The sequence below is a fragment of the Buttiauxella gaviniae genome (assembly GCF_040786275.1).
Classification (GTDB): Bacteria; Pseudomonadota; Gammaproteobacteria; order Enterobacterales; family Enterobacteriaceae; genus Buttiauxella; species Buttiauxella gaviniae_A.
The window spans coordinates 3,707,698-3,721,269 of record NZ_JBFMVT010000002.1 but is presented as its reverse complement, the minus strand read 5'-3'; the positions used below and the strand labels follow the sequence as shown (position 1 = coordinate 3,721,269).

13 protein-coding genes are annotated in these 13,572 nt (G+C 51.5%); 9 read left to right on the top strand and 4 right to left on the bottom strand.

Annotation, left to right across the window (positions count from 1 at the left end; translation table 11 throughout):
- The first annotated feature begins 7 nt into the window (after positions 1 to 7).
- From AB1E22_RS17710 to AB1E22_RS17670, 9 genes are all read left to right on the top strand, one after another.
- The gene (locus AB1E22_RS17710; RefSeq protein ID WP_367596537.1) at positions 8 to 490 is read left to right on the top strand and encodes a DUF6931 family protein; all 483 of its coding nucleotides are present in this window, start codon (positions 8 to 10) and stop codon (positions 488 to 490) included.
- Complete coding sequence (locus AB1E22_RS17705) at positions 490 to 789, top strand: PAAR domain-containing protein (RefSeq protein ID WP_367596536.1); 300 nt, start codon at positions 490 to 492, stop codon at positions 787 to 789. The genes AB1E22_RS17710 and AB1E22_RS17705 overlap by 1 nt, the downstream gene beginning before the upstream one ends.
- A gap of 5 nt (positions 790 to 794) precedes the next feature.
- On the top strand, positions 795 to 1,874 hold the full coding sequence (gene tssA, locus AB1E22_RS17700) for a type VI secretion system protein TssA (protein WP_367596535.1): 1,080 nt from the start codon (positions 795 to 797) through the stop codon (positions 1,872 to 1,874).
- Positions 1,871 to 2,521: a type VI secretion system lipoprotein TssJ gene (gene tssJ, locus AB1E22_RS17695; RefSeq protein WP_367596534.1), complete on the top strand. Its 651-nt coding sequence runs from the start codon at positions 1,871 to 1,873 to the stop codon at positions 2,519 to 2,521. The genes tssA and tssJ overlap by 4 nt, the downstream gene beginning before the upstream one ends.
- A gap of 1 nt (position 2,522) precedes the next feature.
- Positions 2,523 to 3,908 (top strand): type VI secretion system baseplate subunit TssK, encoded by a 1,386-nt coding sequence (gene tssK, locus AB1E22_RS17690; RefSeq protein ID WP_367596533.1) that lies wholly within the window; start codon positions 2,523 to 2,525, stop codon positions 3,906 to 3,908.
- Complete coding sequence (locus tag AB1E22_RS17685) at positions 3,905 to 4,519, top strand: DotU family type IV/VI secretion system protein (protein ID WP_367596532.1); 615 nt, start codon at positions 3,905 to 3,907, stop codon at positions 4,517 to 4,519. Before tssK ends, AB1E22_RS17685 begins: the two co-directional genes overlap by 4 nt.
- Positions 4,520 to 4,624: 105 nt before the next feature.
- The gene (locus AB1E22_RS17680; RefSeq protein ID WP_367596530.1) at positions 4,625 to 7,948 is read left to right on the top strand and encodes a type VI secretion protein IcmF/TssM N-terminal domain-containing protein; all 3,324 of its coding nucleotides are present in this window, start codon (positions 4,625 to 4,627) and stop codon (positions 7,946 to 7,948) included.
- Between the two features lie 19 nt (positions 7,949 to 7,967).
- A complete protein-coding gene (tssH, locus tag AB1E22_RS17675; protein WP_367596529.1) occupies positions 7,968 to 10,502 on the top strand; it encodes a type VI secretion system ATPase TssH in 2,535 nt (844 codons plus the stop codon).
- The gene (locus AB1E22_RS17670; protein WP_367596528.1) at positions 10,489 to 11,607 is read left to right on the top strand and encodes a VasL domain-containing protein; all 1,119 of its coding nucleotides are present in this window, start codon (positions 10,489 to 10,491) and stop codon (positions 11,605 to 11,607) included. The genes tssH and AB1E22_RS17670 overlap by 14 nt, the downstream gene beginning before the upstream one ends.
- 129 nt (positions 11,608 to 11,736) lie before the next feature.
- On the opposite strand, the gene AB1E22_RS17665 is transcribed toward AB1E22_RS17670, so the two are convergent.
- From AB1E22_RS17665 to AB1E22_RS17650, 4 genes are read right to left on the bottom strand one after another with little or no spacing between them, the layout of a single operon-like run.
- Positions 11,737 to 11,937: a YopT-type cysteine protease domain-containing protein gene (locus AB1E22_RS17665; protein WP_367596527.1), complete on the bottom strand. Its 201-nt coding sequence runs from the start codon at positions 11,935 to 11,937 to the stop codon at positions 11,737 to 11,739.
- 35 nt (positions 11,938 to 11,972) lie between these two features.
- Positions 11,973 to 12,506, bottom strand: a complete 534-nt coding sequence (locus tag AB1E22_RS17660; protein ID WP_367596526.1) for a fimbrial protein — start codon at positions 12,504 to 12,506, stop codon at positions 11,973 to 11,975.
- Positions 12,507 to 12,519: 13 nt separating this feature from the next.
- Positions 12,520 to 13,032, bottom strand: coding sequence for a fimbrial protein (locus AB1E22_RS17655; RefSeq protein WP_367596525.1), 513 nt, complete (start codon positions 13,030 to 13,032; stop codon positions 12,520 to 12,522).
- Positions 13,033 to 13,050: 18 nt separating this feature from the next.
- Positions 13,051 to 13,563 carry a fimbrial protein gene (locus AB1E22_RS17650; protein ID WP_367596524.1) on the bottom strand — a complete coding sequence of 171 codons (513 nt, stop codon included), beginning with the start codon at positions 13,561 to 13,563 and terminating at the stop codon, positions 13,051 to 13,053.
- Positions 13,564 to 13,572 lie beyond the last annotated feature (9 nt).

The following is a 13,572-nucleotide window of genomic DNA, read 5'->3' as shown; positions in this document are numbered from 1 at the left end:
AAACAGTATGTCTGATTACAGCTATCCCCAGCGCGACGCGGCGATAAACAGGCCAAATGATGAGCAGCGGCAAATTATCGAGGGTCAGTGGGAAGAGGTTATTACCTCATGGGTGCAACACGCTGACGCCCGTTCATTAAGCCTTTGGTTGCTCAGGAATCTACGTGCAATGGGGCAACACAACGACGTGCATCTGCTTGACGAAATGCAACGCTGGTATGAACAACCCGATGAAAAACTGCGCTGGCAGATCTTCCGCCGCGCTGAAACTCTGGGTTTTGATACTCCTGCGGGCGCGCTCGCCCTATCGCTTTTTTGGTCGCAGGGCAGCATGAGTCCGGAAGGGTTAGAACCTGTGTATCCCGAGCCACATCTGAGCACTGAGATGCGCCGGTGCGTCGTGCTGATGCTGGCAACGCGTAATGCTGACAACCCAGCAGAGGGTACCCAGCGCTTGCTCACACAATGGCTTAATCAGGAGAAAGCGTAATGGCGCAACCCGCAGCCCGAGTTTCAGATATGCACGTCTGTCCAATGGTCACACCCGGCTTACCGCCGATACCCCACGTAGGCGGCCCCATACTGCCGCCGGGTGTACCCACGGTCTTAATTGGCGGAATGCCTGCCGCCACTGTCGGCTCGATAGCCGTCTGCAATGGCCCACCGGACAGCATTGTCATGGGGAGTGTCAAGGTGTTAATCGGCAAAAAACCGGCCGCCCGTATGGGTGATAGCTGCGCCCACGGCGGCACTATCGTCATGGGCTGCCCTAAAGTTCTCATTGGATAAAATACATGTCATCGATGCAACCAGAAATAGCCGCTCTGTTGATGCCTGTTAGCCCGGAAAATCCGGCCGGTATCAATCTTGAATATGAGCAAATTTATGATGATATTCGTAAAGCGCGCGAGAGCGATCCGGACTATCTCCCACAGGATGAATGGACGATTGCTGAACCACGCCGCGCCGACTGGCATAAAGTGCGATCGCTGAGCGTTACCGCACTCTCTCAGAAAAGCAAAGATCTACAGATCGGCTGTTGGTTTGTAGAAGCACTGACCCATTTGCATGGTATTGAAGGCACGGAAACAGGGTTCCATTTCCTGAGTGAATTTATTACCCATTTCTGGTTTCAGTGCTGGCCCAAACTTGATGGTGACGATGCCACATTTCGCTACAGTAAGCTCAGCCGTCTCGATCGCGATATTAGCCAGGCGCTTTATACCCGCCCACTGCTTCGACAATCAGAGTCTACATTGGCTCACTGGCACAAGGTCTTAGCCTTTGAGCACAAAATTTGCACATGGCCTGACTCCCGTGACGAACTGATTGCTAAAGAGGGCGATCTGACCATGGAGGCTTTCGATGCGTGTGCCGCTGCATTCTCCTCCATCGAAATCAGTCAGATAGCGGACAACCTTGAGCGCTTGCAAAAACAGCTCGATAGACTCGAGGCCTGCTATTTTTCGTTAAGCCAGGAAGAGCCACATGCCCTGTTTGCCCAAAGCCGCCAGACTCTAACCGATATTGCTGATTTTCTGCAGCGTCTGGCCCAGCGTGCAATCCCATGTGGGGCTGAAACGATGAACCTGAATTTAACTGATGTAATGGGAGAGCCCACCGGGTTTAGTACGGCAGCCCCGTATCACGTGCCGATCCGAAACCAGCCTCTTTCACGTGATCTGGCCATCAGCCAGATGTTATCGATCGCCCACTTTTTCCGGCAGACCGAGCCATCAAGCCCGGTACCCTTTTTGATGGAACGGGCCGCACGTTGGGCAAATATGTCTCTCACCGAATGGCTGGAAGAGATGCTGACCGACAGCGGAAGCCTTCGTGAAATCAATAACGTGCTAAAAGGGCAACCAGAGTGAAATCCCACCGTATCGCGCTATTACTTTTAGCCACCAGCGCACTATTAACGGGGTGTTCGAGCGAACAAACCACGACGGCGGAAACGGAACAACAGGCGATAGATCGGGTGATTGCGCCGTTTGCTCAAGGGGCGATTACCGCCAGTATCACAGCCGAACCCGACATGAACGCATGGAATGAGATAGCCAATAGCTGCGTTGTGCTTCTGATTCAGGCACAAAAATCCAGCGTGCTAAATAAGATCCTCTCCAGCCCGGCGCAGTTGAAAGTGTTGTTTAGCGGAGCCGGCACCGAAGACGACATTCTAAAGGTCGACCGCTACGCCGCAATGCCCGGTCAGCAAACGACCCTGCATATCGATCGCAGTGAAAATACCCGGGTCGTCGCCATCGTCGCGGGCTATTACCCGTTTCCGAAAAAACAGCATATGGCGATAGTAAGCATCCCCGTTACCGTAACCAGTAGCGGTTGGTGGACAAAAAAATGGTCTGCGGAACTCGCCCCGCTAAACATCGCGATTACGCTCGGTAGCCAGAGTATTACGCAGTTGAAAAAGAATTCATTTTCACCAGATGTTCAGACACCAACGGAACCTCGGGCAGTTCAACACTCGCCTGATGACGCATTCGCGCAGGGAGAAAAATAGTATGTATCCTGAACAGCAGCAGATTTACTGGTATTCCGGTTTATATCTGCAACCTCAACATTTTCAGTCGGTGGATCTCCACCACAGCTACATGCTGGCACAACAGCGTCAGCTTGCGCAGCCCTGGAACGTCGGTATTATTCAGTGCGAGATCAACCATGAAACACTGGTGGATTTTTCTTTAAAAATCGACCACCTGCGTCTGATACTTCCTTCTGGCTATTATCTGGAATATCCGGGCAACTGCCTGATAGAAACGCGCCAGTTTCGCGATGCCTGGAAGCAACGCGAAAAGCCTTTCACATTGTGGCTCGCACTGCGCCGCTTCGACCCCAGCCACCCAAACGTCAGCACAAATGCAAGTACCAGCAGCCGCTGGGTCAACCATGCAGATGACGGGGTAATGAAGGACGTTTATCACAATGGTCCCGAAAGTGCCGTGCCGCGCATCGCCTACAACGTGCGTATCCTGAGCGAAGAAGAAAAAGACACCGCTATCGATTGTGAATGCCTGCCGTTGCTTCAACTGCGCTATGACAACGATCGCGTGATTTTCGATCCGCGATTTAGCCCACCCGCCGTGACGCTGGCAGGATCGCCTGCACTCAAAAATTTGTTGGAAGGCCTGCTCGCCGAACTCAGCAGCCGAGCACACAAACTTGAAGAATATAAGCGACCGGATCAGCTTAACAATAGCGCTAAAAGCGCAGGGGATATCACGCAACTGCTGGCAATGCGTTCACTCAACCGCACACTACCGCTACTTGAACATTACTGCCGAGCCCCAACGATTCACCCGTGGCAGGTTTATGGCCTGCTGGTGCAACTGGTGGGTGAAATATCATCCTTCAACGACATGTGTTCTTTTACCGGTGAATGGCTTGATGGTAACGCGCCGCTGTTACCTTACGATCACTATCAGTTGATCGGCTGTTTTAATAGTGTGAGAAAAACGCTGCTCGCCCTGCTCAATGGGCTGGCGCTGGAAGACAATACCTATATCACGCTGAAATCTGACGGTCAGAAAATTTACCGCGGCGAGCTATTACCCGGAAACCAACCCTCTGCAAACCAGGTACTGCTGTTACTGCGCTCAGAAAAAATGACGTCATGGCTTGCCAGCTCTGTGGTGGCTGGCGAGTTTAAAATTGCGCCGCAGGATGCTATCAACGCCCTGATCCAACATGCATTGCCAGGCATCACCGCAACCTGGGCCAATCCCTCCCCGCGCGGCGTTCCTGCCCGCAAAGACGCCTGGTATTTTGTGCTTGATCGGCATGACGATGCCTGGAAGCGCATCGAACAGCAGAAAAACGTCGCGTTCTACTGGGCCGATGCACCTGATGATTTGCAGGTGCAACTGGTGTTCATGGTGCCATCGCAATGAAACTACTCGATTGCTATCTCCCCGTTTTCACGTTGGCTGCACAATTCACGCAACAACCTGAACGTTATGCGGACTACACCGCTTTTCGCGCACTTTGTATCACCCAACTCGAACAGGCGGTACAGGTTGCGGAGCATCATGAAATTTCCGATTTTGAACGGGATCAGGCGTTCTTCGCCGTGGTCGTCTGGCTTGATGAAACCGTGCTTTGCTCAGCGCAAAGCTTTGCACAAAGCTGGCGCACAGATTTACTTCAACGCAAATATTTCCAGACATCCATCGGCGGAGAGATGTTCTTCGTAAAGTTAAGCCGTCTAAGAGAAGAACATCAGCAGGCGCGGCGTGTGTTTCTATTTTGTTTGCAAAGCGGATTTAACGGGAAATACAGCGCGGAGGAAGATCGTTCTTCACTCGCTTCGCTCATCGAACAGCAGCGCCAGCTATGCCTGTCACCAGAGTGGCAATCATGGCCCAACGATGCGGAGATCACGCCTGTCAACAACAGAAAGCGTTCGCTCTCGTCATCAAAATTCACCTTTGCATTTTCGGTACTGGGGCTGGGGTTGATTTACGCCAGTTTGGTACTTCTTCAGACTCTCTATTTTTCATAAGAACGTATGCTGAAAAAATTATTCGTTTTTACTGGATGGCTGCTTTTGTTATGCCTGGTATTTCTTTTCTGCTGCACCATCGGCTTTTGGCGTGAATGGAGCACTGTGACCATTTTACTGGTCTGGCTGAGCGTTCTGATTACGGGCGTGGTGTCGTGGAGTGCACTGCTCTGGCTGACGCAGTCTCTTAAACAGAAAAAAACTCACCGTTTTCTTCAAAAATTCCGCTTATCACGTCGGGAATACGTGCTGTTTGAGCACTGGAAAACCGGTGCTGCGGTGATCAAGCGCATTCAACGCAAACGACCGCCTATCCCGTGGTATCTGCTGCTCGGAGACCGATGCGGAAAAACATCGTTACTGGCTGGATCAAACCTGCCGATGTTCTCTAACGATGTTCAGGACAATGCCGTGGCGCCAACCCATACGCTGCGCTGGTGGTTTTTCCGCAACGTCTGTGTGCTCGATCTTTCGGCGAATTTCCTCAACGGTACCCCCACTTTCCAGCGGGCATGGGGAAAACTGGTCAACTGGATAGCCCGTGAACCTGCGCCTGCAGGCATAATGATCGGCTTGTCGGTGACCGACTTAATGAACGACGATATTAGCGTGCTGCATGATAAAGCGCGCAAAATACGTGCTCAAATCGAACCCCTGGGGCGCAAGCTTCAGCGCCAGTTGCCGCTGTACATTACTATCACTCAGTGTGACAAGTTCCCGGCCTTCAGCCTCTGGACTAAACAACTCTCCCCCGCTCAGCAACAGCAGGCTTTAGGATATTACTGGCAGACGCCACCGGACATCGATGGCAAAGACCCTTCGACACTGCTCCCGCTTTTTTCGACGCTGAAAAATGGGTTTGATCTCACCCGAATCAGTATGGGGGGCGAATCCCTTTCGCCAGAGGTTCGTACCGAGCTGCTCTCATTTCCGGAGTCTTTCGCGCAACTGGAGAGGCCGCTGTTGGTTTTCCTGGCATCGCTTTGCGAACCTAATGCCTATTTCACTCGCACCGCATTAGGGGGGGTGTGGTTTACAGCCAGCGAGCTGCAGGATAAAAACAAAAGCCGCCGCGCAACCTATTTTGTCCACGATTTACTGGGGCACCACCTTCAGGAATTCAGCCGTACCCGTGACATTCTCTGGCTGCACAATAAAAGATTCCGTGCCGTGGCAAGCCGCGTGCTGCTGCTGAGTTGTGTCTGTGCCCTGGGATATAGCGCTCTGAGAAGTGCTGATTTGATGGAACATAATACGGCCAGAATGTCATCAACAGAGCTGGCAGATTTACTGATGAAAAACGAAACTCATCGTAATTCGCCGTTACTGTACCTGCCATTTTCGCTGGTTCTGAACCATCAACATCAGTTGATTGAACAACGTCTCCAGGCGAAGCTGCCCACGCAGTCTCACAATTTCGAGCTGATGTTGGCAACCTACCAGCAACAATTTATGCTCGCCCCTGCCCAGACTCAGCGTCAGATGGTGCTCAGTCTCGCCCAAACGATTATTACCCGGCAAAGCATGCGCGAGGGGGCCACCCTGCAAGCGCTCAGCCTGCGACCGGTCATCCCGGTTGAACTACACCTCAACACCATCGATCCCTCAGCATCCCCGGTTGCACGGCTGGCGCTGGAACGCCAGGCAATGCAGCAACCCGCCGGTGCCAGCCAACTGCAGGCATCTCGTCAGCTATTATCCAGATTGATCAACGCTGATCGGACGCTAGCGTGGCTCATCGCGCCGGATGACACCTTGCCTGCGGTTCAGGCCAGCGATTTCTGGCCACAATTCCCGGCCTCAGCCACGTTGTCAGGTATCTGGACACAGCAAGGCCAGGCGAAGCTCACTGAATGGGTCGATCTGATTGCTCAGGCAGGAAACAAAACTGAACTGCAGCCGTTTGTGCAGACTCTACCGGTCCTGCGACAAAATGCATGGCGTGAGTTTCTGCTCACCGTCATCCCGTGGCTGCAAAATCCGCAGCCTCGCTCCCTGTCGCCAAACCAGCTTATCGCACTTAGCCAGGGCCAGAGCCCAGGGATGAAACTCGCTCAGCGTATCGCTTTCGAACTTGACGGTATTCCCACACAAAGTGCCCAGCCATGGCTGCTCGAGCTGAAAAAGTTACAGAAGCTTTCGATGCAGGCTGGAGAAAATCCAACCTTCCAAAAAGTAAAACATGTTGACGCAACACTGCGAGGCGGGATGAACAAATGGTTGCAGGGTGGGACATTCTCAGCAACGGCTCCTGACAGCATTGCGCAGACCACGGCATGGCAGCAATGGCAAAAGGCGCTAAACGCGGCCGCCGCTCTGGCTCTGAATCAGGCAGCATTAAGCCCGGATCTCACCGATGGGCTTTTCGCGCCGCAAGCACAGGGCAAAAACATCAACCCATTGGTCACGCTCTTCGCCAGTACCGATCACCTACGAAAAACGTTGGAACCGCACAGTCAGGAACCCGGTGTGGAGGCGGTCTGGGCACTCTATCAAAGCGATGTCAGCATGCTGCTTTCACATGCGCTGGCTCGTTCCGGCTGCTGGATCAATGAACAGTGGCAAAGCAAAGTACTATGGCCAATGCGCAAAAATGCCAATGGACAGGATTACGAGGCTTTACAGGCGTTAACCTGGCAATATCTCGCTGATTTTGTCCGTGGACCTGCCAGGGGATTGTTAGTGGTTAATGACCAGGGGCCGCAGCCTGGCAAATTCCGCGGTCAGTCGTTACCTCTCACAGACGAGTTTGTGAGCCTCACCCGTCATCTGCTTAATCCTGAAGACGTACTTGACGTGCCACTGCGCCAAAATACTCAAAACGCAGACCAACTGGCGATACTAAACGATCGCATCACACAACTGACCCAACAGCAAAAAGCGCTGGAGACGAAACCTTACCGCGTCACTATCGTCAGCCGTCCGGCTACGGTGCCGGAAGGTGCCCGTCTGATCCCCACGGGCTCCCGCCTGACGCTGGAATGCCAGAATGGAGTCAACGTGCTCGACAGCATGAACTTTGCCGAACAGGCACAGTTTAACTGGAGCCCGGGGCAGTGCCAGAGCGTGAAGGTGGAGGTGAAATTTCCTGACTTCACAGCCACCTACAGCTATACAGGCGACAGTGCGTGGCCTGATTTCCTCCAGCAGTTTATTCGTGGTGAAGCCCTGCTTAACGCACGGGATTTCGAGGACAACACCGAGATGTTGACGGCGTTAAACATTAAACATGTGCTGTTGCGCTTTAAGATTTCCGACCAAACGGTACTGCAAAATGCATGGATGAGCTGGTTAACGCTTAATGAACAACTCACCACTCTTAAAGAACAGAAGCAGGCGCTGGAAGGGAAATTGTCCGAGATGGAACCCTCAACCGCCCTGCGCGGACGGCTCTCTGGGCTTCCGGAAAATGCGGCTGACTGCCGGTAATTTACTTAAAGGGATATTTATGAGCAGCTACTTGAAACGCATCGTTGAAAAATTAACCCCTGAAAGCCGGGGTTGTCTCGACGCGGCTGTCAGTCAGGCGATTTCACGCACTCACCATGAAGTTGAAGTTGAGCATCTTTTGCTGACCGTTATTATTCGCCACAGCTCGCTAATGGAAAAGCTTACACTCAAAGCAGGGCTGCCTTCTGATACTCTACTCAGCGTCACGCAACAAATGCTCAGCACATTGCGTACGGGTAACAGCCGCCCTCCAGTGTTTTCACCCGGACTTATCTTGTGGCTGGAAAAAGCCTGGCTGCACGCCAGCGCCAGTTGGGAGCAGACACAGCTTACCCCTGCGGCACTACTGGCATGTTTGCTTGATGAAAATGCCACGCCGCAGTTGTCGAATAGTGTGCGTAACGCCTTGAGCTGTAAGCAAGATATCGCTGAGGAAATTCTCTGTACCGCCTTTCAGAGCAGTAAAAATGCAACCGTCTCCTCGGTAGATCTCAACCAAACCGCACTGGGTAAATATACCCGTAACCTGAGTTCGCAAGCCCGTAATGGCGAGTTGGATCCGGTGCTGGGACGCGAACCAGAAATTCGTCAGATGATCGACATCCTGCTACGTCGCCGTCAGAACAACCCCATTCTTACCGGAGAACCGGGTGTGGGAAAAACTGCGCTGGTAGAAGGGCTGGCTCTGCGTATTACCGCCGGGAACGTTCCGGACGTTTTGAAAACAATGGAAGTATTAACGCTGGATCTTGGGCTCCTTCAGGCGGGGGCAAGTGTAAAAGGTGAATTTGAGAACCGTCTTCAGGCGCTGCTCAAAGAGATCGCCTGTGCTCCACAACCTATTATCTTGTTTATCGACGAAGCACACACGCTGATTGGTGCGGGCGGCCAAGCCGGGCAAAACGACGCGGCAAACCTGCTGAAACCCGCTCTCGCACGGGGAGAGATACGTATCGTTGCGGCAACGACGTGGGCAGAATATAAAAAGTACTTCGAAAAAGATGCCGCACTCACCCGTCGCTTCCAGTTAGTACAGGTCGCCGAACCCAGTATAGAAAGCGCTACCGCCATGCTGCGCGCCATCGCCCCTGCCATGTCACGCCACCATGGGGTGCAGATCCTCGAAAACGCGATTCATGCCGCTGTAACGCTTTCGAGTCGCTACATCGCCGGAAGACAATTACCCGACAAATCAGTCAGTTTGCTTGATACAGCCTGCGCCCGCGTAGCGGTTTCCCAGTCGCATCATCCGAAAGAGATTGAGGATATTAATGCGCTACTGTGCAATCTGCATACTGAGCGCGACGCATTGCAAAAAGAAGGCCAGCATGAAAAGCGTCTGGCCATGTTAGCGCTGCGTGAAAGTGAACTTAGAGCTTCCCTCGCTCATCTCCAGCCATTGTGGGAGCAACAAAAAGCATTGGTACAACAGTTGCAAGAAAGCACGGATGAACGCGCGATCGGTCAATGGCGTAGCGAACTCTCGCAATTACATGAAACTCACGCGTTGGTATTTGAATGCGTAGACGCCACTTGTGTCGCTGATGTGGTATCCAACTGGACGGGTATTCCTCTCGGACGCATGGTTGAAAAGGAGAATCAGCAGTTAAGCGAACTACTCCATCGCCTGGAAATGCGCGTTATTGGCCAGCGCCACGCGCTTTCTGCCATTGCTACCCAAATACGCATCAGCAGCGCCAAACTCAACGATCCCCTGAAACCTGTCGGAGTGTATATGCTGGCAGGCCCCTCCGGCATCGGAAAAACCGAAACGGCGCTGGTGCTGGCAGATTTGCTCTACGGCGGCGAACAGAGTCTGATAACCATTAACATGTCGGAATATCAGGAGGCGCATAGTGTATCCGGCCTGAAAGGCTCCCCTCCAGGCTATGTTGGTTACGGCCAAGGCGGAGTGTTGACCGAAGCGGTGAAACGTAACCCATATAGTGTCGTTCTGCTTGATGAAGTGGAAAAAGCGCATCCAGATGTGATGGAGCTGTTTTATCAGATCTTTGACAAAGGCATCATTGAAGATGCAGAAGGCCAGTTAATTAACTTTCGTAACACGCTCATTATCATGACGTCTAATCTGGCTAGCGCCAGGATCACCTCAGCCTGCATGGAAGGAGAAGTTTCACCTGAGGCGCTCTGCGATCTGATTCGTCCTGAGTTCGACCATGTTTTTCGCCCGGCATTTATGGGTCGTGTGAAGCTAATCCCTTACCTGCCTTTGCAAGCGAAAACGCTCGCGCAAATTATCAGGCTCAAATTGGATCGCATCTGCCAACGCTACCATTCCGTCAGCAACGACGAAGCACAATTAAGCTACAGCGAGAGCGTAGTAGCGTGGGTCGCGAAGCTGTGTGAGGTAAATCAGAGCGGTGCCCGCGATATCGATCAGGTACTGAACCAGCATATTCTGCCACTGTTAGCAGACAACTTGTTGCAGGAAAAAAGTACCATCACAGGTAACCTGAAGATTGGCATTAGCAAAGACAAGCTCGTGACATGGAAAACACATGACAAAGATTAACCCTTCCGTGAAACCGGGCGAAGTGAAAATCAGTTGTCATGATCCTCGCCATCATCAGGAATTCTTGCTACTCAGCAATAGCGTTAATACCTGGAAAGGCCATGTACATGACCGTTCGTGGTGGCTGACGCAGGAAAACCAGTGTCTGGAAATGTTTGAACGGCACGGTTATGACCTGCAAAGTGGCGTCTGGTTTTGCCTGATTAGCTGTCAGCGCCACGGCTGGTCGGGGATGGCGAATGCCACATTGCTGCTGGCTGAAGGGTTTGGCAAGAAACAGCGCCAGTGCTGGCCTCCCCTTGCTGCCACCGATCTACGCCAACAAATTATCGAATGGTACTCTACCCACGCGGCGACCTGCGTATATGGGCTTCCATTGACCAGTGCAGAAGTTGAGACGCTCTCGAAACTCGAAAGTGCAGTATCGCTGCTGCTCGAACATGCGCTGAGTCTGCAATCGAAAAGCCAGGCGCCGCTGCGTAACCTGCTTGATTATCTTCAGTCGAGCAGGCAATCATTGCAGAACCGCACAGTAAGGGAAAAACCGGCTGTAATACCTGAATATCCATCGGTCCCCGTCGAGGCAACTGCACTTCCCCCTTTTTCAACGCAATCATTGGCGCCCTCTTCACGCCCCTGGAAGGCATGGTTCACTGGAGGCGTGAGCGGTATCGCTCTCACGTTATGTGCTGTGGGCGGGATAACGTGGCTGGAACGACCAACAACTGCGAGCTATTTAGACAAAATCTGGCCAGGCAATGCCTTATCCGCACGCTGGAAAAGTCATCTCGCGGAACAAACTGCCGGGCTGCCAACGATCAACAGTTGGGCTCAAGTCAATAACCAGCTAAATAACCTCGAACAGCGCCTGTTGGCCGCAGAGCAGAAACGTAAACCCTATATGACAATTTCGGAACTAAAAACCGAGGTTTATCAGATGCGTCAAACACTCCAGCAAGGCGGTGAGCCTGTATTGGCGCAGCTTGATGATCTGCAAAATAAGCGCGATAACAAGCAGCCCATCAGCGCGGCTGAGATTGAAGTGATCTCCCGGCATCTGGAGGCACTGAATAGCCGATTGATTCAGTTATCGTTCAAAAAATAAAAAAAGCCAGAGTGGTTATCACTCTGGCTTTTTCTAATAAGATTCCGAAATGCTATTACCTATCATATTCACCAGGATGCAATAGATTAGAGAAGGGTTCCTTTTCTAAACGTCCCCATACTAATACTTTCAACGCGAGTGTAGTATTGAGTAATAAAATCCGTCAGGAAACCGTCGCCGCCTGAACGATTGTTTTATAAAAGGAACACAAAATTCACCTTTATTAGGGTCAAAGAACATCATCATTCCTGACTCAATTTTCACCGCCATTGCATGCGAACGACCAGGGTTATTAAACCGTTTATCTATACCTATTAAAACTAAAAGCACAGTTCATTTTGGCTATAATCTGACCCGCTTATCGATTAATGAAAATCAAAATTGAGTTCTATTGCCGCCGCAACGCTGCCTGAAGTCGTATGCCCCTCAGGGCTAATCATCCTGCCTTTCATTTTCAAGAGCGCATTTTGGTTGGTATCAACCGGCGTAGTTAGCGTCTTGCCATTGCTGAGATGCTCGTTACCCAAAATATCCATCACATCAATGGCAACTCCGCCAGCGCTGCCGGTATTGCGATAATATTCCGCCGCCAAAGTATCTGGCGTACCCGATATTGTGGCCGTAACCTCTGTTACCGAAGCGGGGCAATCGGTCAATTCGACGGAAAAATCCTGCCACTGGGTAGCCGCATTTTTCTCGGTTAAATCAGCAATACGCCCTTTTCCCAGATCGACCGTTTGGTTGACAGACGTTGCCGCAATTTTGCAGGTAGCGGCAACGATATTTGCGTTTATATTGACGTGACTCTCGTCCGCATAGCTAAACCCCACCCATGCAAAAGTAATAAAGATAATTACCGGCAGGCTTCCTTTTTTTACCGCGTTGAGGTGACAGGCCATAGTGAGCAACCTTTTATTTATATTCAAACGCAACATTTACGGTGGCTTCGACGGTTCCCACCGTTGCCAGCGATTCAGAGTAAAGCCGTGCACGAACTGGAAGACTGACGCCTCCACTCGCGACAGATAATATTAAGGCCGAACCGTTCCACATAGCATTATATTCCGATTTATCATCTCCAAGTAGAACGGCCACATTTTTTGCGGTGCCCATATTTTTATAACTGCCTGAATTGTTACCGGGTGTTCCACTAAAAGTGGCTTTTACCGTGCTAACCCCAGCCGGGCAGTCAGTAATTTTAATATTTTGTATATCTGACCACGGAGAGGTTGCCCCTCCGCTGGACAACCCCCTGACATCAATGTCTCCCAAATCAATATTCAGGGTATCTGTTTCAACCGCACACGACGATGCCACAATATTGGCTTTTATATTAATCACCGTGGTGTCTGCCGCCATGGAAAACGTCGGGGCCATCACCAGATTCAGTAAAATCATTCCTGATAATAAAAATTTTCTGTTCATCATATAATCCGTTAAATACTATTTAAAACTATACGTTAAAGTCATTGTCGAAATTACCGTTCCGCCCGTTGCCGCCCCGGTTCCATCATTGCGAATACGAAAACGTAAATCGACTCTGTTGGTTGGATTACCTAACGTATCGAAGCCTATCGTTGCGCCGTTATAGAGATCGTTGAAGCTCACAAGCCCTTCCCTGGCCTCAACCGCGACGTGTTCCGCCGTTCCCGTTGAGCGAATATATTTGGGATTGGCGTCTGAAGGAGCGGCATTCACCGTCATGGTGACAGAGGCAACATTCGTACATTGTGACAGCTCTACGAGGGTATTTTTCCAGTCCGTTGTCGAGTCCGTCGTGGCTAAATCACCCGCAGGAATATCGCCAAAATCCACCGTTAACGACGGCGTAGAAATAAGACAGGGTGGAGTAACCACGGTGCCACTGTAGCTTAAAAACACTTGGTCGCTTGTCGCTTGGGCAAAGAGCGGGCAAAGGAAAATGCTGCCAAGCCAGAGTGCGGTAATCCTTTTCATCCTGATTCC